The sequence below is a fragment of the Stenotrophomonas sp. GW821-FHT02D01 genome, from assembly GCF_059421765.1.
In genome coordinates this window covers 204,003-224,665 of the sequence record NZ_JBWKVP010000005.1, presented here as the reverse complement: position 1 = coordinate 224,665, position 20,663 = coordinate 204,003, and the positions used below count along the sequence as shown (strand labels likewise).

Sequence of the window (20,663 nt, the reverse complement as noted above, 5' to 3'; positions counted from 1 at the left end):
CGACTGCTTTTCGCGAACGGCAGTCGAGTATGGCTCGAAGCTACAAAAGCGCAGCCCGGCGCTACCTTCAATGGCGGGTGGGACCAGCCACCAGCCGCTCCATCGATTCTGCGCAGCGGCGTCCATTGATGGCCAGGCACAGCATGGCGTGTGTGGCGTCGGCCAGTTGCTTGCCCTGCAGCGCAGACTGGCTGCCATTGGCCTGGGCCAGATGGTGATCGCACAGCATCAACGCGGTGCCTTCGATGCCTTGCATCAGGCAGCGCAGGCGCAGCAGCAGGTGGCTGAGTTCATGCGCGGTCGTCGGATCGGTGCTCATGGTGGTTCCTCCATTACTGATCAGGCCACCGTTGAGGGTGGCGGACGATGCGTGGCTGCAATCCCGGAAAACCGCTGAAAAACCGGTGGGCTCTCGCCCTCCAACGCATCGCCCGCCATAGGCGTGCGACGGTCCACCAACCGCCACCGGGCAATGCCGGCGGCGGTTGGCGAGCCTAACAACGGTTCTTCTCCGGGATTGCAGTCCCGGCTGCTGGTAATCCAGCAGCGCGGCATGATGTGCAGCAGATTCCGTGTGATACCAGAGGCTATTGCGACAAACTCTTAGCCTGAGGCGAACGACGACATAGCTCGTCGCCATCGTCTGAACGTGCAGATTGCGTCAATTCGCGTGAACCAACCCTTGGTCTTTGCGAGTAGCCTGAGGACAGCAATCCAGTCGCAAAACGAAGAGCCCCGACCGAAGTCGGGGCTCACGACAACGGCTGTCAGGGCTCTAGGCCAGGCCAAATCAGCTCGATCAGCTTGGCGTGTTCCTCAAGCTCGCGCATGGTGCCCTTTCGCACTTTGCGACCGGTGTGGAGAACATTAGTGAAAAGGTCGATGTACTCGATCTGCTCAGGCTCAATCTGCAGCCCATTTTCGCTCAACAGCCAATGAGCGAATTCGAGGGTCAATCGAACGGCCGCCAAGTCTGCTTCCGCTTCCTTGCAATTGAAGTAGATGAACTTCCGAGTATCACCATCCATCGCAACCAAGTCTGGCGAGAGGCGGAGCTCAAGGCTACGCATGCTGGCGTAATAGCGGGGAATGGAAACTGGAACTAGTCCGCGATGAGCGTGATCAGACCTTACAAAAGACTCAAGGACCCTGTTGCAGTGGAGCCGCCTTGACGCCTGCTTCATTCGCTGAAACTCGGCACGTGCGTCGACCAACGCGGTAATACCGATCTCCAAGAACGACTTGATGCCCTTAAGCGGCGGACCGTAGTAGGGCTGCATGAAAACCTGAGGTGCCTGACGAGGGAATTTCTGGCCGTGAAGCAGCTTCTGCTGCTCGACACCTCGAAGCCGCGTAAAGCTAGCGAGACTTCGAACAGAGAGTCGCGGGAATGACTCAACGGATTTCAGGATGGCGCTCATTGTGGAGTACGTCCTCGAAAGCAAAGGTTTGACTAGCTCGCAGCGCTTGACGCACGTGAGAGCTAGAAGCGGATGTGGAACGGTTCAACCACTTGTAAGGTGGCTTCCATGTCAATGGCCGCTTCACATCTGGATGCCCGTTAAGAAAAATGGGCTTTACCAGTGATTTCACTTGGACCTACAATTGCGCGTCCGCCAAGACACGAATCTGCAGGAACCAAGCGAAGCGTCTATTGCTGGAAGCTTGTTGGTTGCTTGTCCTCCTTTCGTTGTAGTTTTAAAAAACGTCTCGCCTCGGCGAGACGTTTTTTTTGGCCGAAGCAAAAACAATAGGGCGCGATAAACGCGCCCTATTTGTCCAATCAGAAGTTCATGTCGAAGGCGACTTCGCCCTTCACGCCCACCTGGTAGGCCGAGGCGCGGCGTTCGAAGAAGTTGGTCAGTTCCTGCACGTCCTGCAGTTCCATGAAACTCAGCGGGTTGCGCACGTTGTACTTGCGCTCCATGCCCAGGCGATGGAAATGGTTGTCGGCGCAGTGCTGCAGGTACTGGCGCATGTCACGGGTGGAGATGCCTGCCACGCCACCGGACAGCACGTCCTCGGCGAATTGCACTTCGCACTCGATGGCCTCGGCCAGCATGTCGTAGACATCCTGCTTCATCTTGTCGTCGAACAGGTCCGGCTCTTCCTCGCGGATCACGTCCACGCACTCGAAGGCAAATTCCATGTGCGCGCTTTCGTCGCGGAACACCCAGTTGGTGCCCGAAGCCAGGCCGTTGAGCAGGCCGCGCGAACGGAAGTAGTACACGTAGGCGAAGGCGGCGAAGAAGAACAGGCCTTCGATGCACGCCGCGAAGCAGATCTGGTTGAGCAGGAACTGACGACGCTCTTCGCGGGTCTCGATGCGCTTCAGGTCCTGGATCGAATCGATCCACTTGAAGCAGAAATCGGCCTTCTTCTTGATCGAGTCGATGTTCTCCACCGCGGCAAAGGCTTTGACGCGCTCGTCCGGATCCGGCAGGTAGTTGTCCAACAGGGTCAGGTAGAACTGCACGTGCAGCGCTTCTTCATACAGCTGGCGCGACAGGTACATGCGCGCTTCGGGCGCGTTCAAGTGCTGGTACAGGTTCAGCACCAGGTTGTTGGACACGATCGAATCGCCGGTGGCGAAGAAGGCGACCAGGCGGTGGATCAGGTGGCGCTCGCCCGGCGACATCTTGCTGTGCAGGTCGCTGATGTCGATCTGGAAGTTGATCTCTTCCACCGTCCAGGTGTTCTTGATCGCATTCCGGTACATGTCATAGAACTGCGGGTAGCGCATCGGGCGCAGGGTCAGTTCAAAACCGGGATCGAGCAGCATCTGCTTGGGCTTGTCGGCCATGGGTGTTTCCTTGTCTTCTCGGGTCAAAACGCCGGGCATGGCCCGGCGCTACCTTGGTATTTCCGTAGTCGAGCAGCAGTGCCGACCAACGGTCGGCACCCACCGCGCGTTAATCCACCGCGCGGTGTTACTGGCAGGCTTCGCAGGCTTCCGGGTTCTCCAGCGAGCAGGCGATGGCCTCCTCCGGGCTGAACACCTTTTCCGGCGCAACGCTGGCCGTGTGGCTGACGGTGGTCTTGGCGATCTTGGTGGCCGGACGCGAACGCAGGTAGTAGGTGGTCTTGATGCCCTGCTTCCAGGCGTACATGTACATGGAGGACATCGCGCCGATGCTCGGGCTTTCCATGAACAGGTTGAGCGAGGCGGACTGGTCGATGAAGGCGCCACGGTCGGCGGCCATGTCGATCAGCGAACGCATCGGCAGTTCCCATGCAGTGCGGTAGACGTGGCGCAGCGTTTCCGGAATCTGGGTGATGGCCTGGATCGAGCCGTCGGCCAGCTTGATCGCATCGCGCATTTCCGGGGTCCAGTGGCCCAGCTTCTTCAGCTCGTTCACCAGGTAACGGTTCACCTGCAGGAAGTCACCGGACAGCGTCTCGCGCTTGAACAGGTTGGACACCTGCGGTTCCACGCACTCGTAGCAACCGGCGATGGAGGCGATGGTGGCGGTCGGGGCGATCGCGATCATCAGCGAGTTGCGCAGGCCGTGTTCCTTGATGCGCTCACGCAGGGCATCCCAGCGCGCGGCATCTTCCGGCACCACGTTCCACGCATCGAACTGAAGCTCGCCGCTGGCCGCACGGGTGTCGGCGAAGGACGGGTGCTTGCCGCGTTCCTGGGCCAGTTCGACCGAGGTTTCCAGCGCGTGGAAGTAGATGGTCTCGGCAATCTTCTTCGACAGCGCGCGGGCTTCGGCGCCATCGAACGGCAGGCGCTTGCGGAAGAACACGTCCTGCAGGCCCATGCAGCCCAGGCCGACCGGACGCCAGCGCAGGTTGCCGCGGCGTGCCGATTCGATCGGGTAGAAGTTCAGGTCGATCACGCGGTCCAGCTGGCGCACGGCCAGGCGCACGGTGTCGGCCAGCTTGTCGAAATCGAACTCGCCGTTGCCGTCGAAGTGGTTGCCCAGGTTGATCGAACCCAGATTGCACACCGCGGTTTCTTCAGCCGAGGTGACTTCCAGGATTTCGGTGCACAGGTTGGACAGATGGATCACGTTGCCGGCGCGCAGGGTCTGGTTGCTGGCGCGGTTGCACTTGTCCTTGAAGGTCATCCAGCCGTTGCCGGTCTCGGCCAGGGTGCGCATCATCCGCGAGTACAGCTTGCGTGCGGAGATGGTGCGGTTGGCCTTGCCCTGTGCTTCGGCCTGCAGGTAGGCGGCCTCGAAGGCTTCGCCGAACAGGTCGGTGAACTCGGGCACCACGCGCGGATCGAACAGCGACCATTCCTGGTCCGACTCGACACGCTTCATGAACAGGTCCGGGATCCAGTTGGCCAGGTTCAGGTTGTGCGCACGGCGCGATTCGTCGCCGGTGTTGTCACGCAGCTCGAGGAAATCCTCGATGTCGGCGTGCCAGGTTTCCAGGTACACACAGGCCGCGCCCTTGCGCTTGCCGCCCTGGTTCACCGCAGCCACCGACGAATCCATGGTCTTCAGCCACGGCACGATGCCGTTGGAGTGGCCGTTGGTCGACTTGATCAGCGAGCCACGCGAACGCACGCGGGTGTAGCTGACGCCGATGCCGCCGGAGAACTTGGACAGCTGGGCAATGTCGCCGTACTTGGAGTAGATCGATTCCAGCGAATCCTGCGGCGAGTCCAGCAGGAAGCACGAGGACAGCTGCTCGTGGGTGGTGCCGGAGTTGAACAGGGTCGGGCTGGACGGCAGGTAGTCCAGGTTGCCCATGCGCTTGTACAGCGCCAGGGTTTCCGGCACATCCTCGCTGAGCGCGCTGGCGATGCGCAGGAAGAACTGCTGCGGGGTCTCGATCACCTTGCGGGTGTGCGGGTGGCGCAGCAGGTAGCGGTCGTACAGGGTACGCAGGCCGAAGTAATCGAAGTTCAGGTCCAGCGAGATGTCGATGGCATCGTTGAGCTTGCGTGCGTTGGTCTGCACGAAGTTCAGCAGGCGGTCGTTGATCAGGCCCACTTCGTGGCCACGACCCACCGACTGCGAGAACGCGTGGATTTCCTGGTTGGACACTTCCTTGGCGATGAAGTTGGCCAGCAGGCGCGCGGCCAGGCGGCCGTATTCGGGTTCTTCGCCGATCAGCAGCGCCGCGGTGCGGATGGACAGTTCGTCCAGCTCCTGGGTGGTGGCGCCGTTGTACAGGCCGGAAATGGTGCGGGTGGCCACACGCATCGGATCGACGGCGTGCAGGCCCTCGGAGGAACGCTGCACCGCGCGGACGATCTTGTTCAGATCCACCAGCTCGGTCGTGCCATTGCGCTTGGTCACACTCATCGCGTTGGACGTCGGCGGCGACGTCAACAGGAATTCGCTTTCCTTCTCGATGGTGGCGCTGGTCTCGGTGGTCACGGCGTGTGTCCTCTTGGCGTGATGGATGGTGGCTCGGAGCATCGGGTGACGCGGCCCGGGACATGACAGCCCAGGGTGGCAGACCGGTGTCGCAGGAATTGAGACCCTGCGCCTGTGGCTGCCGCTGGCAGTGCTGACCGGTGCCGCTGCGGGCATGGAGGGCGTATCACCGGAGGGTCCGGCGATCCATTCCATGGACCCGGCGGCTTGGGGTCCCCACAACCGACAGCCACAAGATAGTGGGGGTAGTGGGGCCCGTCAACGCCAAATGTAGTGAAATTCGGCAATCCCTTGCGCCGCAAGGATCGTGCCAGCGGCGTCCGGTTTGGACGCTTTGGACCTGCTGGAACGGGCTGCGCAGTCAAGCCCGAAACACGTCATCGCGGTGGCAATCAGCGCCCCACCAGCGGAACGATGACAGCTTCACATGACAGGACCACGCAGGCGAGGGACAAGTCTGTGGATAGGTGGTGGGCAGACAGTGGGCAGCCGGTGGACGGGGCAGCATCAGGTAGTGCCGGCCGCTGGCCGGCAGCCCATGACCTGCGGAAGCATCAGGCGGATGCCGGCCAGCGGCCGGCACTATCCCTCACGCCCGGTGCGGGGTACCCAGGTACTCGGCGCTCTGCATTTCGATCAGGCGCGAGGCCGTGCGCTCGAACGCGCCCTGCAGGCGGGTACCGGTGTACAGCTCGACCGGTGAAGTACTGGCGGTGCAGACCAGATTGACGTGGCGGTCGTACAGCTCGTCGATCAGGTTGACGAAGCGGCGCGCGGCATCCTCGTTCAGGCGATCGAAGGCCGGAATGCCGCCCAGCAGCACGGTGTTGAACTCGTGCGCGATCTCGATGTAATCCGACGGCCCACGCGGGCCTTCACACAGCGCGGCGAAGTCGAACCAGGCAATGCTCTTGCCACGCGCACGCACCGGGATCTTGCGGCTCTCGATCTCGATGTTGCCCGCCTTGGCCGGTTGGCCACCGCTCAACTCGCCCCAGCGCGTGGCCAGCCAGGTGTCACTGTCGGCGGCCAGCGGCGCGCGGTACACCGGCGAACGGGTCAGCGCGCGCATGCGGTAGTCCTCGGTGCCCTCGGCGTACAGCTCCACGCAGTAGCGCTGCAGCAGGCCGATGGCCGGCATGAAGCTCTCGCGCTGCAGGCCGTTGAGGTACAGGTTTTCCACCGCCGTGTTGGAGGTGGTGACCAGGGTCACGCCCTCGGCGAACATCCGCTCCAGCAGGCGCGCCAGCAACATGGCATCGCCGATGTCGGTGACGAAGAATTCGTCCAGCACCAGCACGCGCAGGTTGCTGCGCCATTCCTGGGCGATCTTCGCCAGCGGATCGCTCTGGCCCTGGTGCTCGCGCAGGCGCTCGTGCACGCTGCGCATGAAGCGATGGAAGTGGGTGCGGTACTTCTGCTTGATCGGCAGGCCGTCGTAGAACAGGTCGACCAGGAAGGTCTTGCCGCGGCCGACGCCGCCCCAGAAGTACAGGCCCTTGACCGGCTCGGGTTTCTTCCAGAACGAGGACAGTCGGTCCAGCCAGCCGTCCTCGGCGCTGTCCACCAGGGCCAGGTGGATCCGGTCCAGCTCGGCCAGCGCCGCATGCTGGGCCGGGTCGTTCTGCCAATCGCCGCGTTCCACCCCGGCCGCGTAGCGCTGCGTCGGGGTCAGTTCCACCTCGCTCATGCCGCCGTGCCCAGCCAATGCTTGACGCCGTGGGTGAGCGCGCCGCGCAGGTCGATCAACTTGCGGTGGAAGAAGTGACTGGTGTCCGGCATGCGCACCAGCTCATGCGGCGCATCGAGGGTGTCCAGCCACTGGTAGACGGCCTGCGGGTCGACAATTTCATCCTGCTCGCCCTGGATCACCAGCCAGCGGGCCGGCGGCGCAATGCCGCCGAAGTCCCACCGGCCCGCCGGCGGCGCGATCGAGATCAGCGCTTCGGGCTGCAGCTCGGCGGCGGCCTTCAGTGAAACGAACGCACCGAAGCTGAAGCCGGCCAGCCACAGTCGGTCGTCGGGACGCTGCTGGCGGACCCAGGCGGTAACAGCCTTCAAATCCTCCTGCTCGCCCACGCCATGGTCGAATTCACCGGCAGAACCGCCGACGCTGCGGAAGTTGAAGCGCACCGTGGCGATACCCAGCTCGCGCAGGGTAGTGGCGGTCATGGTGACCACCTTGTTGTGCAGGGTGCCGCCTTCGGTGGACAGCGGATGGCAGATGACGGCCACGATCGGCTGCATCGGCACATCGGCCTTGGGCAGGTCGACGACCACTTCCAGCGGACCAACCGGGCCATCCAGCACCAGGCATGCGGTTTCGCCAGCGGCGACAGGGAACGAGGGCTTGTGCATGGCACCATGATAACGTCCCCCGCCCCAGCCCTGTGCCCGCCCCATGTTCTACCTGTCCCTGGCCGTGATCTGCAGTGTGCTGGTTTCGGTGTTGTTGAAGCTGGCTGGCCGTCGCCAGCTGGATGTTGCACAGATGGTGACCTGGAACTATCTGGTCGCCGCGACGATGACAGCAGTGGTGTTGCAGCCGCCGCTGGACGCCTTGCGCGCCCCGCATGCGCCGTGGGCTTCGCTGCTGGCACTGGCGGTGGTGCTGCCCTCGATCTTCCTGGTGCTGGGCCGCGCGGTGGCGGTGGCCGGCATCGTCCGCAGTGACGTGGCGCAGCGCTTGTCGCTGCTGCTGTCGCTGGCGGCGGCGTTCCTGTTCTTCGGGCAGACCGCAACGCCGTGGAAGCTGGTCGGGCTGGGCCTGGGCCTGCTGGCGATGGTGGCCATCAGCCTGCGCTCGCGCGGTCCCGCAGTGGCCGCTTCAGCCGGCGGCTGGGGCTGGTTGCTGGGCGTGTGGGCCGGCTTTGCGGTGGTGGATGTGCTGCTGAAGCAGGTGGCGCTGTCGGGCACGCCGTCGATGGCCGCGGTGCTGGCCAGTTTCAGCGTGGCCTTCGTACTGATGCTGGCGCTGCAGTTGTGGCGGCATTTCAGTGGGCGCAGCCGCCTGGCCTGGCGCAACCTGGGTGCGGGTGCACTGCTGGGCCTGCTCAATGGCGGCAACATTCTTTTCTATGTGCATGCGCACCAGTCGATGCCGGACAGCCCGGCCACCGTGTTCGCCGGCATGAACATCGGCGTGGTGGTGCTGGGTGCGCTGGTGGGTGTGTTCGCCTTCGGCGAGGCGACTACGCGCTGGAACCGGGCCGGCCTGGCGCTGGCGGTGCTGGCGATCGGGTTGATCGCCTGGGGGTAAGTGATGACCGGGGTCAGAGCCCATTCCGTGGGAATGGGATCCGACCCCGGCGAGGGCTTACTTGTCGAAGCCCAGCAGCAGCGGGTCGTGGTCGGAGCTGCGCCACGGGCCCTGCACGTTGCGGCCCTGGTAGCCGCTGGCGTCCTGCTCGTCGGCATTGCTGTGCCACTCGGCGGCGCCGGCGAGGCGCTTGGCCATGGTCGGGCTGAGCAGCGCGTGATCGAGGCGGCCGGTGTAGCCGTTGTAGACGTAGCTGTAGGGCTGTTCGACCTTGGCCACCTTGAAGGCATCCTGCCAGCCCAGGTCGTGCAGGGTGCGGATCGGATCTTCCATCGCGTAGGCGTTGAAGTCGCCCATCAGCACCACGTCCTTCACCTTCAGGCGCGCGGCTTCGGCCTGCACCCAGGTGTTGAGTTGCCTGGCCGATTCCACGCGGGTGGCGTTCCAGCAGCCCTGCCCGTCATTGCGGTCGGCGTCGGCGCCGCTGGCATCACGGCAGCCCTTGGACTTGAAGTGGTTGGCGACCACCATGAACGGTGCGCCCTTGCCCTGGAAGGCCTGTGCCAGCGGCGCACGGCTGTGTTCGACGAAGGGACCGTCGAGCTTGGTCAGCGGCGTGCCGAGCGGCTTGAATTCGCTCTTGCGGTAGATGATGCCGACGCGGATCGGATTGCTGCCGGGGCCTTGGCCGGCATCGACGAACGCCCACTGTTTGTCTGCGGCGAGGCTGGCATTGAGCGCATCCACCAGTTCGGCGATGGCCGACTGCGGGCCATAACCGTCGTTCTCCAGTTCCATCAGCGCGGCGATGTCGGCGCCCAGCGCGTTGACGGTGGCGACCAGCTTGCCGACCTGCGCCTTGTGCTCGTCCAGCGTGCGCGCGCCGCGCAGGGTCGGGAACCCACCGCCCTTGCCGTCACCATTGAAGAAATTCTCCAGGTTGAACGCGGCGATATGCAGGCTGCCGGGCACGGTCGGCACGGCCGGGCGCTGCAGGTCAGGCAGCTTCAGTACACCATCCACCTGCAGGCTGGGCCGGCCCTGCGCGTCCACGCGCACGGTGCCTTCCACGTTGCGCAGCTGCATGCCGGTACGCAGCACCGGATTGCCCGGCAGGTAGGCGACGCTGGCCGGATCACGCACATTGCTGCCATCGTCCAGCAGCAGGCGGCGGCGCTGGTTGTCGGCCATCACCTGTTCGATACCAGCGCTGCCGGGCGCGGCCACTTCGGTCGGCTGCCACAGGCGGCCATCGAAGGCGACGGTGAGCTGGCCGAAGCGTTCCAGGCCATCAGTGCCGGCCAGGGTGAGCGGCGCGGCGATGCGCACGTGCTGCCCATCCAGTGCACGCCAGTCGGCCGGCGCGGCGGCCAGGGTGACGGTGGCCGGGCTGCGTGGCGCAGGCGCCGAGGTCGGCGCAGCCTGCGGCTGGGCCTGGGCGAAAGCGGATGCCGGCATCAGCAGGGACAGGGCAAGGGCGAGGGAACGGCGACGCATCGACAGACGACTCCACGGAAGAGGCGCACAGACTAACCCTGAAATGCGAAACCCCGCCTGCGCAGCGGGGTTCCGGCCTTGGTGGGCAAAGCCGGGTAGTGCCGGCCGCTGGCCGGCAACCTCATGACCTCTGCGCGATGCATGGCTGCCGGCCAGCGGCCGGCACTACCAAAGATCATGAGGCTGCCGGCCAGCGGCCGGCACCACCAGCGGCCGCGGCGGCCGGCACTACTTCAGATTGCCCAGCATCCAGTCCACGGTGGCGTGGATCTGCTCCTCGGTGAGCGCCGGGTTGCCGCCCTTGGGCGGCATGATGCCGCCGTCGGGGCCGGTGTAGCCCTCGATGGCGTGCTTGTAGAGGGTGTCCTTGCCCTGCGCCAGGCGCTTGTCCCAGTGCGAGTGGTCCAGCGTCGGCGCCATGCCCACGCCGGTGGTATGGCAGGCGGTGCACAGGTTGTCGAAGATCACCTTGCCGTCCTTGGTACCCCCGTAGGCCACCTGCGAGGCGGCCTTGGCCAGCGCGGCGGCATGCGCAGCAGCCTGCGCGGCCGCGCCGGTGCTGCCGGCGTACACCGCACCGGTAGGCGAAATGCGCTGTTCGGTGCGTTTGGCGGCGGTGGGCGACACCTCGGGCGGAATCCGGGTGTGGATGAACGCGGCCAGGAGGATCAGACCGAGGGTGATGGCCATCAACAGCGCGATCACCATGGAGAAGCGTTTCAGGAACTCCAGATCGTAATTCCGCACTCTTCGTTACCCCTGGCTGATAGTCGTTGGACCACGGCTGAGCGACTGCGTGATGGGCCGAGTATAGAACGCACGCCGCGCACGACAACAGGCGTCAGGGCTGGTGCGGCGCAGCATGCGGCGGCACCCCGACGAACGCGCAACAGCGGCATCACCCTGCGCCAACAGCCCGCAGGCAGAAACTGCAGATGGCCTCGACCAGTGCGTCCTCGTCGCGGTGCGCTTCGCGGCTGGGTGCTGTCGGGCCCACCATCGCTTCGGTGAAGGCACCCACCAGGCAGGCGGCGGCAGCATGCGCGTCCTGCGCCGGCAGTTCACCGGCCGCCACGCCCTCTTCCACCAGGCGCAGGAACACGTCACCGAAGGCACGGCGGCCGCGCATGCGCTCGGCTTCCACGTCCGGGTCCACCGGTTCGACGATGAAGGCATGGGCCAAGCCCGGGCCGGCCAGAGCACGGCGCACGAAGGCGGTGATGGCCTGGCGCAGGCGCACGCTGGCCGGCTGCGGCGCACTGGCGATGCGCTCCATGATCGCCACCTCATGGGCCACGGCAGCGTTGAGCACTTCCACGAACAGCTCGGCCTTGGACGGGAAGTGGCGGTAGATCAGGCCGGTGGAGACCCCGGCCTGGGTGGCCACGGCGGTTACCGGCGCGTTGCGCCAGCCGCCGGTGGCGACCAGTTCGCGGGTGGCCAGCAGGATCCGTTCACGGGCCCCGGCCAGGCGTTCTTCCATCAATGCTGAGCGTTTGTAGGCCATGTTCTGAGTCTGGTTTCAATTTTTGAATTTGTATTCACTTCTTACCCGAACCCCGCTACGCTGGGGTCCAATCGCCCGCGCGGGCCGCTGCTGTGAACAGCCGCCCGCTTCCCCTTCCGGGTGCGTCCATTCCCCACCTTCCCTCGTGGAGCCATCGCAATGCACGTGCCATCCCTGAACTTCGACCTCGGCGAAGATATCGACCTGCTGCGCCAGAGCGTGGCCCATTTTGCCGCTGCCGAGATCGCGCCGCTCGCGGCCGAGGCCGATGCAACCAACCAGTTCCCGTTGGCACTATGGCCCAAGTTGGGCGAACAGGGCCTGCTGGGCCTGACCGTGGAAGAAGAATACGGCGGCACCGGCATGGGCTACCTGGCCCACGTGGTGGCGATGGAAGAAATCTCCCGCGCCTCCGGCGGCATCGCCCTGTCCTACGGCGCGCACTCGAACCTGTGCGTGAACCAGCTGCGCAAGAACGGCACCGAAGCGCAGAAGCAGCGCTTCCTGCCGGACCTGTGCAGCGGCGCCAAGGTCGGCGCGCTGGCGATGAGCGAACCGGGGGCGGGTTCGGACGTGGTGTCGATGAAGCTGCGCGCGGACAAGCGCGGCGACCGCTACGTGCTCAACGGCAACAAGATGTGGATCACCAACGGCCCCGACGCCGACGTGCTGGTGGTGTACGCCAAGACCGATGTCGAAGCCGGCGCCAAGGGCATCACCGCGTTCCTGGTCGAGAAGGGCATGAAGGGCTTCTCCACCGCGCAGAAGCTGGACAAGCTGGGCATGCGCTCCTCGCCCACCTGCGAACTGGTGTTCCAGGATTGCGAGATTCCCGAAGAAAACGTGCTGGGGGCGGTCGGCGGCGGGGTGCGCGTGCTGATGTCCGGCCTGGACTACGAGCGCGTGGTGCTGTCCGGCGGCCCGCTGGGCCTGATGGCTGCAGCCATGGACGTGGTCATGCCGTACGTGCACGAACGCCACCAGTTCGGTGAGCCGATCGGCAGCTTCCAGCTGATCCAGGCCAAGATCGCCGACATGTACGTGGGCCTTGGTGCCTGCCGCGCCTATGTGTATGCCGTGGCGCGCGCCTGCGACCAGGGCCGTACCACCCGCCAGGATGCGGCCGGCGCGATCCTGTACGCCGCCGAGAAGGCAACGTGGCTGACCGGCCAGGCGATCCAGATCCTTGGCGGCAACGGCTACATCAATGAATATCCGACCGGCCGCTTGTGGCGCGACGCCAAGCTGTATGAAATCGGCGCCGGCACCTCGGAGATCCGCCGCATGCTGATCGGCCGCGAACTGTTCCAGCGCACCCTGTAAGGCACCCCATGAGCATCCTAGGCAGCCAGCTGCAACCGGGCAGCGAAACGTTTGAAAGCAACCGCGCGGCGATGCAGGCCGTGGTCGACGACCTGCACGCCACCCTCGCCCGCACCGCCCTGGGCGGCAGCGAGGCGGCGCGCGCCAAGCACACCGCACGCGGCAAGCTGCTGGTGCGTGACCGCATCGACGCGCTGCTCGACCCGGGCAGCGCATTCCTGGAGATCGCACCGCTGGCCGCACACGGCATGTATGACGATGCCGTGCCCGCCGCCGGCGTGGTCGCAGGCATTGGCCGGGTGAGCGGCGTGGAGTGCGTGATCGTGGCCAACGATGCCACGGTCAAGGGCGGCACCTATTACCCGGTGACAGTTAAGAAACACCTGCGCGCGCAGGAGATCGCCGAGCAGAACCACCTGCCGTGCATCTACCTGGTCGATTCCGGTGGTGCTTTCCTGCCGCTGCAGGACGAGGTGTTCCCGGACCGCGACCATTTCGGCCGCATCTTCTACAACCAGGCCAATCTCTCCGCGCAGGGCATCCCGCAGATCGCCTGCGTGATGGGCAGCTGCACCGCCGGTGGTGCCTATGTGCCGGCGATGAGCGACGAGACGGTGATCGTGCGCGAGCAGGGCACCATCTTCCTCGGTGGCCCGCCGCTGGTGAAGGCGGCCACCGGTGAAGTGGTGACGGCCGAAGAACTGGGCGGTGCCGACGTGCACACGCGCATTTCCGGCGTGGCCGACCACATGGCCGACAACGACCTGCAGGCGTTGGCACGGGTGCGCGCGATCATCGCCCAGCTCAACTGGCGCAAGCCCGAAGCCGCGATGGCACTGCAGCCGGTGGAAGAACCGCTGCTGCCGGCGCACGAACTGTACGGGGTGATCCCGGCCGATACGCGCAAGCCCTACGACGTGCGCGAAGTGATCGCGCGACTGGTCGACGGCTCGCGCTTTGACGAGTTCAAGCCGCGCTATGGCGCAACGCTGGTCACCGGCTTCGCCCATCTGCACGGCTATCCGATCGGCATCATCGCCAACAACGGCATCCTGTTCTCCGAGTCCGCGCTGAAGGGCGCGCACTTCATCGAGCTGTGCACCCAGCGCAACATTCCGCTGGTGTTCCTGCAGAACATCACCGGCTTCATGGTCGGCCGCAAGTACGAACAGGGTGGCATCGCCAAGGACGGGGCCAAGCTGGTCATGGCGGTGGCCTGCGCCAAGGTACCCAAGTTCACCGTGGTGATCGGTGGTTCGTTCGGTGCCGGCAACTACGGCATGTGCGGCCGCGCGTACTCGCCCAACTTCCTGTGGATGTGGCCGAACGCACGCATCGGCGTGATGGGCGGCGAACAGGCCGCCAGCGTGCTGGCCACGGTCAAGCGTGATGGCATCGAAGCCAAGGGCGGGCAGTGGCCAGGCGAGGAAGAGGATGCGTTCAAGGCACCGATCCGCGACCAGTTCGAGCAGCAGGGCCACCCGTACTACGCCAGTGCGCGCCTGTGGGACGACGGCGTGATCGATCCGGTCGATACCCGTCGGGTACTGGCCCTGGCCCTTTCGGCCAGCCTCAACGCTCCCCCGCAGCAGACGCGCTTCGGCGTGTTCCGCATGTGACCTGTGCCATGACCGAGTCTGTTGCCATGTTCAGCAAAGTCCTGATCGCCAACCGCGGCGAGATCGCCTGCCGCGTCATCGCCACCTGCCGCCGCCTCGGCATCGCCACCGTGGCGGTGTATTCCGATGCCGACCGCAATGCGCGCCACGTGCGGCTGGCCGACGAAGCCATCCACATCGGCCCGGCGGCCGCGCGCGAGAGCTACCTGCGCAGCGATGCCATCCTCGACGCCGCACGCCGCAGCGGCGCGCAGGCCATCCATCCCGGCTACGGCTTCCTGTCCGAGAACGCCGACTTCGCCGACGCCTGCGTGGCGGCCGGCATCGCCTTCATCGGTCCGCCGGCCAGTGCGATCCGCGCGATGGGCGACAAGAGTGCAGCCAAGGCACTGATGGCCAAGGCCGGCGTGCCGTTGACGCCGGGCTACCACGGCGACCAGCAGGCGCCGGAATTCCTGCGTACCCAGGCCGACGGCATCGGCTATCCGGTGCTGATCAAGGCCAGCGCCGGCGGCGGCGGCAAGGGCATGCGCAAGGTCGAGCGCAGCGAGGACTTCCTCGATGCGCTGGCCAGCTGCCAGCGCGAGGCGGCCTCGGCGTTCGGCAACGACCACGTGCTGGTCGAGAAGTATGTCGAGCGCCCGCGCCATATCGAAATCCAGGTATTCGGCGGTGGCCAGGGCGAGGCGGTGTATCTGTTCGAGCGCGACTGCTCGGTGCAGCGCCGCCACCAGAAGGTGCTGGAAGAAGCGCCGGCCCCGGGCATGAGCGCCGACCGCCGCGCCGCGATGGGCAAGGCCGCCGTCGATGCCGCGCGCGCTGTGGGCTACGTCGGTGCCGGCACGGTGGAGTTCATCGCCGGCCCGGACGGCGATTTCTACTTCATGGAAATGAACACCCGCCTGCAGGTCGAACACCCGGTCACCGAGTTCATCACCGGCACCGACCTGGTGGAGTGGCAGCTGCGCGTGGCCGCTGGCCAGCCGCTGCCCAAGCGCCAGGACGAACTGGCCATCCACGGCCATGCCCTCGAAGCGCGCTTGTACGCCGAAGATGCCGATCGTGGCTTCCTGCCCTCCACCGGCACCCTGCGCCGCCTGCGCCTGCCGACCCCGTCGGCCAACGTGCGGGTGGACACCGGTGTGGAAGAAGGCGACAGCATCACCCCGTACTACGACCCGATGATCGCCAAACTGATCGTCTGGGACGTGGACCGCGACGCCGCGCTGCGGCGCATGAGCCAGGCCCTGGCCGACTGCCAGGTGGTGGGCGTAACCACCAATGCCGGTTTCCTGCGGCGCCTGGTGCAGACCGATTCGTTCGCCAACGCCAAGCTGGATACCGCGCTGATCGAGCGCGAGCAGGCCGCACTGGCGGTCACCGGTGACGGTGAGCAGGCGCTGTGGGAACTGGCAGCGATCGCCGCCGTAGCAAGCACACCTGCCGCTGCCGCCGATGCACGCGACCCGCATTCACCGTGGCAGGCACAAGATGGCTGGCGGCTGGGCGTGCCTGCCGCGCGCTTAGTGCCGCTGCAGCAGGGAGAGCGGGCACACACGCTGAAGGTGTGGACCACCGCCGATGGCTGGCGCGTGCAGTGCGGTGACGCCGCGCCGAAACAGGTCGTCGGCCATGCCGATGGCCAGACCCTGTCGGTGCAGATGGACGAGCGTCGCTGGCGGCTGCAGCTGCAGCGCGACGGCGATCAGCTGTACCTGTTCGCCAGCGATGGCCAGCACCGCTTCACCCTGCACGACCCGGTGGGCGAATCCGAGCAGTCCAGCGCCGATGCCGGCAGCCTGCTGGCACCGATGCCCGGCAGGATCGTCGCAACGCTGGTGGCGGCGGGCACGCAGGTCAAGCGCGGCACGCCGCTGGTGGTGCTGGAAGCGATGAAGATGGAGCACACCCTGCAGGCACCGGCCGATGGCACGGTGAAGGGCTATCGGGCCAAGGCCGGCGACCAGGTGGGCGACGGCGCGGTGCTGGTGGATTTCGAAGCAGCGTGATGGGGGGTGGGCCGCGCGTTGTCGATCAACGCGCGGCCGGCCACACCTGGCCAAGCGGATCAAGTTCGGCCGTCACCCGCTCGGCTGCACGCCAGCCAAAGCCACAGACCGCCAGTACGCCTTCGGCCATCGGCAGCAGGCCCAGTGCCCGCTCGGCCTCGGCCTCGTTGATCGCTGCGGTGACGAATGCGCCCAACCCCTGCGCGGTTGCCGCGCTGTAGATCGCTTGCGATACATGGCCGGCATCCAGGGTGATCGCGCGGTAGGCCTTGGCGTGGCCGCGATACTTCCAGAACATGCGCTCGAAGCGGCACGCCAGTATCAGCTGCACCGGTGCGTTGGCGAACCAATGCTGCCCGGCCAGCAGGCGCTGGCAGAAGCTGTCCAGGTCGCCGGGCTGCACTGGCATGGGGCCCAGTTCGTGTGCGGTGGCATGGTAGTGGTAGAGGCCCGAAGGCAATCCCTCCACATTGCGCGCCACCACATACGCTTCCACTGGATGCAGACTGCCGGCAGACGGAATGTTCTTCTTCAGGAAGCGCACACCGGGTTCGGTTTCCACCTGCGCCTGTGCCATCAGCACCTGCTGCAGCAGCCGGGCCAGCATCGGCAACGGCATGGCGCGTGCAGCGTCGAAGTTGCGGCAAGTTGCACGTGCCTGCAGCTGCGCCTGCATCGGGTCCTCGTCACAGCGTGGCAAGGACCGTGCGCCGGGCCGGCGGACCGGTGCTTCGGCGGGCGGCGGGCCGAAGCTGCGCACCAGGTCCTGCGCGGTCATCAACTGGCTGCGTTCCATGTCGCCGACACTGTCCACACCGTCCCAGCGCGAGTGCTGGTAGTGCAACGCCGACAGCGGCCACCACTGGCTGTCACGTACCTGCTGTTCGACTGCTGCTGCCTCGGCATGCACCGGATCGTCGCTGACCAGCAGCCCCTGCTCCAGCAGCGCCAGCACGCGTTGCCGTGCCTTCGGCTCTGCCGGTAGCGGCTGCCACTGCTCCGCGCTGCACTGGAGCAGCCACAGGCAGCTGACCGCATCAACCGTGCGCGGCGTCGGCAGATGCGCTGCCCGCACCTGCAGGGATCGTTCGAAGCCCACGCCACTGCCGCCGGCAAGCAGCGCATCCAGGTCGAAATGCGCCCGCTCCAGCGGTTCGACGATCATCGTCCTGCAGCGACGGAAGTTCATTCGATGCGCATCCGGGAGCAAGGTAGGCCGGCGATCATAGCGTGGTGCCGGATACTCACCATCAATTCCCCCTGCGCGCAGCCGATACTGTTTTTTTCCCCTCCCTGCCGGTAGTGAACCATGTCCCGTTCTCCTCTCTCCCCCGAAGTGGTCCAGACCCTGCTCAAGCAGCTGTCCAGCGACGATGCCTTCCGCAGCGCCTTCGCTGCCGACCCGGCCAAGGCACTGATTGCGCTGGGCGCAGATGCTGACAGCGTTGGTGCGTGCAACACGCCGCTGGACTCGCTGGGCGGCAAGGAAGAATTTGCCCGGGCGGCGACGCTGTTGAGCGAGCGCTTGGCCGTGACCGGACCGTTCAAGGTGCCCTTCATGTTCGAAAGCGGCCTGAAGGGGCTGCAGGACTGATCCGCCCTCAGGGTATTCCTGCCTGCTGCGCGCTGGCCGCATCGGCCAGCCGGCGCGCATCGGCCACATTCAATGGCAGCAGGACCAGAGCACCGGCGTCTTCGGCGAAGGCCAGGCCGGTGCGCTGGCGCAACCAGCGTTCCCGGCGCTGCACCGCCTGATCGCGGCCGAGGGCGCGATCGATATCCAGCTGCAGCACATGCCACTGGTACAGCGTGCCGTTGGCCAGTGGCTTCAGCAGTGCCGAAGCGGCCTCCGCATTCCCGGCATCCAGCTCGCCGCGCGCGCGAAGCAGCAACCACAGTTCCTGCAGCCGGGGGTCGGTACTGCGTTCAACCAACGCCTGCAGTGCCGGCCGGCGCGAGCGCAGCTCGGCGTCCAGCCCGGCGCGCTGCAGGTGGTAGGCCACCGACAGCGCAATGAAAGCGCGATGACGCGGCGCAGCGCCGACACCCTCATCGACCGCCGCCAGGGTGCGGTCCAGCAACCGTGCGTACTGCAGCCGGGACCCGCTGCCGCCGGCCTGTGCAGTCCACGCCAGCGACTGCAGGGCCAGGATGTCGCACAGCTCCGGCACTTCGCCACACTGCGCTACGGCCTGGGTCATCTCAGCGGCCGCATCGTTGGCCCGACCCTGCAGGGCGAGCAGGCCGCTGTACTCCATCCGCGCGCCGAGCCCGCGCGAGGTGATGGCTTCACTGCGCTCGTGCGCCTTCTGTGCCTCGCCATCCAGCAGCAGCGCGACCGCCTCCAGCATGTCGCCGTGCCAGTTCGGCAGCGCGCCTGCTTCCTTGAACGCAGCGACGGCGGCCTTGACCTCGCCACGCGCAAGCTGGGTGCGGCCAACAAAGGACAGCACCAGCGCACGGTGTGTCTGATGGCGTTCCAGCAGCGGCATCATGTCGGCAAGCGCGCCGTCATAGTCGCCATAGGCAAACAGGGCCATGGCGTGATTCATCCAGCCGGCCGGATCATCTGGATACAGCTGGGTCAGCATCCGCCACTTTTCCGCACTGCGCTGCGGGGGAGCGCCACTGAAGTCCGCACCCCAGGCGTCCAGATACAGCTGGTCGCGCGCACTCAACCGCGTCCGCCCCGACACCGCCTGGCGGTACAGTTCGCCGGCCGCCGACACGTTGCCCATGGCGTACTGCAGCCGCATCTGCCCGATGTAGGCAAAGGTGAACTGGGGATCCAGGCGGGTCGCCTGCTGGAAGAACAGCAGCGCTTCATCGAAACGCTCCTGCGCCAGCGCATCGCTGCCTTTGGCGTATGCATGCAATGCATCGAGATTGGCGGTAGCCACTGTGGGCAGGGGTTTCTGCTCGCGGCTGACATCGTGCAGCGCCTCACCCAGGTCGCTGCGCAGCGCCTTCACCACGGTGTCGGTGGAGGCCAGGATCGAATCCAGGCCATTGCCATCGGCGAAATGCGTGTACACCGTCTGCCCAGTACGTGGGTCCACGACCTCCACGCCCACCCGTACCTTGCCGTTGAGCTCAAGCACGGTGGGCATCAGCACCGCACGCGCGCCATCGCGCAGCGCAACCTCGATCGCCAGTGCGCGATCCAGCCGCGCATTGGCCGGGCGCTGCATCAGCTGCAGGGTGTCACGCACCTTCAGTTCACTGAGGATGTTGACGAAGCGCGACTGGCCCAGGCTGATGTAGAGCGCCTGTTCCAGGCTGGAATCCAGCTGCGGGTAGGCCGTGCTGTTGCTGACCGCCGCCAGGATCACCCAGTCGCGCTCGGCGAACGCGATCGCCGGCGCCGGCCGCAGCAGCGTCCACATCACCACGGCCAGCACCACCGCCAGTGTCGCCTCGGTGAACAACGCGGCGGGGCGACGCCACAGCGGCAGATCACGCCAGGCCTTGTCCCCCGAACGCGGTCGGCGCAGCGGCGCGCGGCCACGGATGCCTACTTCGAACACCTGCTGGCGTTCGCCGATGCCCTTGAACCGCCAGAGCCCATGGTCCTTCCAACGCAGTTCGTCCGCAGTCCAGGGCAGCTCGCTGCCGGCCCGCCGCGCCATCTGTTCGGCCGCTGAGGACAGCAGCACCTGCCCAGGCCACGCCAGCTGCATCAAACGCGCGGCCATCGGCTTGGCCAGACCCTCGACCTCCACCGGCTTTGCGCCGTGGGCAACGGCCTCGGCACTGTTGTCCCACAACAGCACATCGCCCACGTGCAGGCCGGCGCGCGCACGCAGCACGATGCCGCGCTCGTGGCCCATCGCGTCGACCGCGTTCTGGTAGGAAATGGCGAAACCGATGCCATCGATGGGACGCTCGAAAAGAACGAACAATCCATCGGACCGGTCGATCAGCTGGCCGTTCCAGTGCTGCTGCAGCCCCAGCACCAGGCGGTCATGCTGCTGGAAGAATTCGGCTGCGGCGACATCGCCGATACGCTCCACCAGTTGCAGCGAATCACACAGGTCGGTGAACAGCAGCGCCCGCAGCTGGGCGTTATGCGGGGCCGACGTTCCGTTGTCGCCATTCATCGCCAGG

16 protein-coding genes are annotated in these 20,663 nt (G+C 65.9%); 5 read left to right on the top strand and 11 right to left on the bottom strand.

The window, feature by feature from the left end; genetic code table 11:
* Nucleotides 1–67: 67 nt before the first annotated feature.
* The 6 genes from AC07UW_RS12580 to AC07UW_RS12555 form a co-directional block, all read right to left on the bottom strand.
* Entirely contained in the window at nucleotides 68–319 is a 252-nt protein-coding gene (locus tag AC07UW_RS12580; RefSeq protein WP_218788394.1) for a hypothetical protein, read from the bottom strand.
* Nucleotides 320–767: 448 nt separating this feature from the next.
* Complete coding sequence (locus AC07UW_RS12575; RefSeq protein WP_218788392.1) at nucleotides 768–1,421, bottom strand: hypothetical protein; 654 nt, start codon at nucleotides 1,419–1,421, stop codon at nucleotides 768–770.
* Nucleotides 1,422–1,783: 362 nt separating this feature from the next.
* Entirely contained in the window at nucleotides 1,784–2,803 is a 1,020-nt protein-coding gene (locus tag AC07UW_RS12570; protein WP_025875781.1) for a ribonucleotide-diphosphate reductase subunit beta, read from the bottom strand.
* Nucleotides 2,804–2,930: 127 nt separating this feature from the next.
* Nucleotides 2,931–5,342: a ribonucleoside-diphosphate reductase subunit alpha gene (locus AC07UW_RS12565; protein WP_033832762.1), complete on the bottom strand. Its 2,412-nt coding sequence runs from the start codon at nucleotides 5,340–5,342 to the stop codon at nucleotides 2,931–2,933.
* Between the two features lie 589 nt (nucleotides 5,343–5,931).
* On the bottom strand, nucleotides 5,932–7,032 hold the full coding sequence (zapE, locus tag AC07UW_RS12560) for a cell division protein ZapE (protein ID WP_025875783.1): 1,101 nt from the start codon (nucleotides 7,030–7,032) through the stop codon (nucleotides 5,932–5,934).
* Nucleotides 7,029–7,700, bottom strand: coding sequence for an alpha/beta hydrolase (locus tag AC07UW_RS12555; RefSeq protein WP_093820789.1), 672 nt, complete (start codon nucleotides 7,698–7,700; stop codon nucleotides 7,029–7,031). The genes zapE and AC07UW_RS12555 overlap by 4 nt, the downstream gene beginning before the upstream one ends.
* Nucleotides 7,701–7,743: 43 nt before the next feature.
* Here AC07UW_RS12555 and AC07UW_RS12550 point away from each other — a divergent pair, with 43 nt between their 5' ends.
* Nucleotides 7,744–8,601, top strand: coding sequence for an EamA family transporter (locus AC07UW_RS12550; protein WP_223497477.1), 858 nt, complete (start codon nucleotides 7,744–7,746; stop codon nucleotides 8,599–8,601).
* Between the two features lie 57 nt (nucleotides 8,602–8,658).
* On the opposite strand, the gene AC07UW_RS12545 is transcribed toward AC07UW_RS12550, so the two are convergent.
* The 3 genes from AC07UW_RS12545 to AC07UW_RS12535 all read right to left on the bottom strand — a co-directional run bounded on the left by AC07UW_RS12545 (nucleotide 8,659) and on the right by AC07UW_RS12535 (nucleotide 11,605).
* The gene (locus AC07UW_RS12545; RefSeq protein WP_495212151.1) at nucleotides 8,659–10,098 is read right to left on the bottom strand and encodes an ExeM/NucH family extracellular endonuclease; all 1,440 of its coding nucleotides are present in this window, start codon (nucleotides 10,096–10,098) and stop codon (nucleotides 8,659–8,661) included.
* Between the two features lie 228 nt (nucleotides 10,099–10,326).
* Nucleotides 10,327–10,845, bottom strand: coding sequence for a c-type cytochrome (locus AC07UW_RS12540; RefSeq protein ID WP_088100772.1), 519 nt, complete (start codon nucleotides 10,843–10,845; stop codon nucleotides 10,327–10,329).
* Nucleotides 10,846–10,996: 151 nt separating this feature from the next.
* Nucleotides 10,997–11,605: a TetR/AcrR family transcriptional regulator gene (locus tag AC07UW_RS12535; RefSeq protein ID WP_025875794.1), complete on the bottom strand. Its 609-nt coding sequence runs from the start codon at nucleotides 11,603–11,605 to the stop codon at nucleotides 10,997–10,999.
* Nucleotides 11,606–11,764: 159 nt separating this feature from the next.
* Between AC07UW_RS12535 and AC07UW_RS12530 the strand changes: the two genes are divergently transcribed.
* From AC07UW_RS12530 to AC07UW_RS12520, 3 genes are read left to right on the top strand one after another with little or no spacing between them, the layout of a single operon-like run.
* Nucleotides 11,765–12,928 carry an isovaleryl-CoA dehydrogenase gene (locus AC07UW_RS12530; RefSeq protein ID WP_025875795.1) on the top strand — a complete coding sequence of 388 codons (1,164 nt, stop codon included), beginning with the start codon at nucleotides 11,765–11,767 and terminating at the stop codon, nucleotides 12,926–12,928.
* 8 nt (nucleotides 12,929–12,936) lie between these two features.
* Nucleotides 12,937–14,547, top strand: coding sequence for a carboxyl transferase domain-containing protein (locus AC07UW_RS12525; protein WP_032978141.1), 1,611 nt, complete (start codon nucleotides 12,937–12,939; stop codon nucleotides 14,545–14,547).
* 26 nt (nucleotides 14,548–14,573) lie between these two features.
* On the top strand, nucleotides 14,574–16,556 hold the full coding sequence (locus tag AC07UW_RS12520; protein ID WP_223497474.1) for an acetyl-CoA carboxylase biotin carboxylase subunit: 1,983 nt from the start codon (nucleotides 14,574–14,576) through the stop codon (nucleotides 16,554–16,556).
* Between the two features lie 25 nt (nucleotides 16,557–16,581).
* Here AC07UW_RS12520 and AC07UW_RS12515 read toward each other — a convergent pair whose 3' ends face one another.
* A complete protein-coding gene (locus AC07UW_RS12515) occupies nucleotides 16,582–17,745 on the bottom strand; it encodes a putative peptide maturation dehydrogenase (RefSeq protein WP_223497473.1) in 1,164 nt (387 codons plus the stop codon).
* Nucleotides 17,746–17,865: 120 nt separating this feature from the next.
* Here AC07UW_RS12515 and AC07UW_RS12510 point away from each other — a divergent pair, with 120 nt between their 5' ends.
* Nucleotides 17,866–18,150 (top strand): NHLP-related RiPP peptide, encoded by a 285-nt coding sequence (locus AC07UW_RS12510; protein ID WP_080150340.1) that lies wholly within the window; start codon nucleotides 17,866–17,868, stop codon nucleotides 18,148–18,150.
* Between the two features lie 7 nt (nucleotides 18,151–18,157).
* Here the strand turns inward: AC07UW_RS12510 and AC07UW_RS12505 are convergent, their stop codons facing one another.
* Complete coding sequence (locus AC07UW_RS12505) at nucleotides 18,158–20,656, bottom strand: putative peptide modification system cyclase (protein ID WP_105163258.1); 2,499 nt, start codon at nucleotides 20,654–20,656, stop codon at nucleotides 18,158–18,160.
* Nucleotides 20,657–20,663: the final 7 nt, after the last annotated feature.

Coding starts and splice junctions, on each gene's coding strand:
- AC07UW_RS12580 (WP_218788394.1), bottom strand. CDS start 319: ATGAGCACCGATCCGACGACCGCGCATGAACTCAGCCACCTGCTGCTG.
- AC07UW_RS12575 (WP_218788392.1), bottom strand. CDS start 1,421: ATGAGCGCCATCCTGAAATCCGTTGAGTCATTCCCGCGACTCTCTGTT.
- AC07UW_RS12570 (WP_025875781.1), bottom strand. CDS start 2,803: ATGGCCGACAAGCCCAAGCAGATGCTGCTCGATCCCGGTTTTGAACTG.
- zapE (WP_025875783.1), bottom strand. CDS start 7,032: ATGAGCGAGGTGGAACTGACCCCGACGCAGCGCTACGCGGCCGGGGTG.
- AC07UW_RS12555 (WP_093820789.1), bottom strand. CDS start 7,700: ATGCACAAGCCCTCGTTCCCTGTCGCCGCTGGCGAAACCGCATGCCTG.
- AC07UW_RS12550 (WP_223497477.1), top strand. CDS start 7,744: ATGTTCTACCTGTCCCTGGCCGTGATCTGCAGTGTGCTGGTTTCGGTG.
- AC07UW_RS12545 (WP_495212151.1), bottom strand. CDS start 10,098: ATGCGTCGCCGTTCCCTCGCCCTTGCCCTGTCCCTGCTGATGCCGGCA.
- AC07UW_RS12535 (WP_025875794.1), bottom strand. CDS start 11,605: ATGGCCTACAAACGCTCAGCATTGATGGAAGAACGCCTGGCCGGGGCC.
- AC07UW_RS12530 (WP_025875795.1), top strand. CDS start 11,765: ATGCACGTGCCATCCCTGAACTTCGACCTCGGCGAAGATATCGACCTG.
- AC07UW_RS12525 (WP_032978141.1), top strand. CDS start 12,937: ATGAGCATCCTAGGCAGCCAGCTGCAACCGGGCAGCGAAACGTTTGAA.
- AC07UW_RS12520 (WP_223497474.1), top strand. CDS start 14,574: ATGTTCAGCAAAGTCCTGATCGCCAACCGCGGCGAGATCGCCTGCCGC.
- AC07UW_RS12515 (WP_223497473.1), bottom strand. CDS start 17,745: ATGAACTTCCGTCGCTGCAGGACGATGATCGTCGAACCGCTGGAGCGG.
- AC07UW_RS12510 (WP_080150340.1), top strand. CDS start 17,866: ATGTCCCGTTCTCCTCTCTCCCCCGAAGTGGTCCAGACCCTGCTCAAG.
- AC07UW_RS12505 (WP_105163258.1), bottom strand. CDS start 20,656: ATGAATGGCGACAACGGAACGTCGGCCCCGCATAACGCCCAGCTGCGG.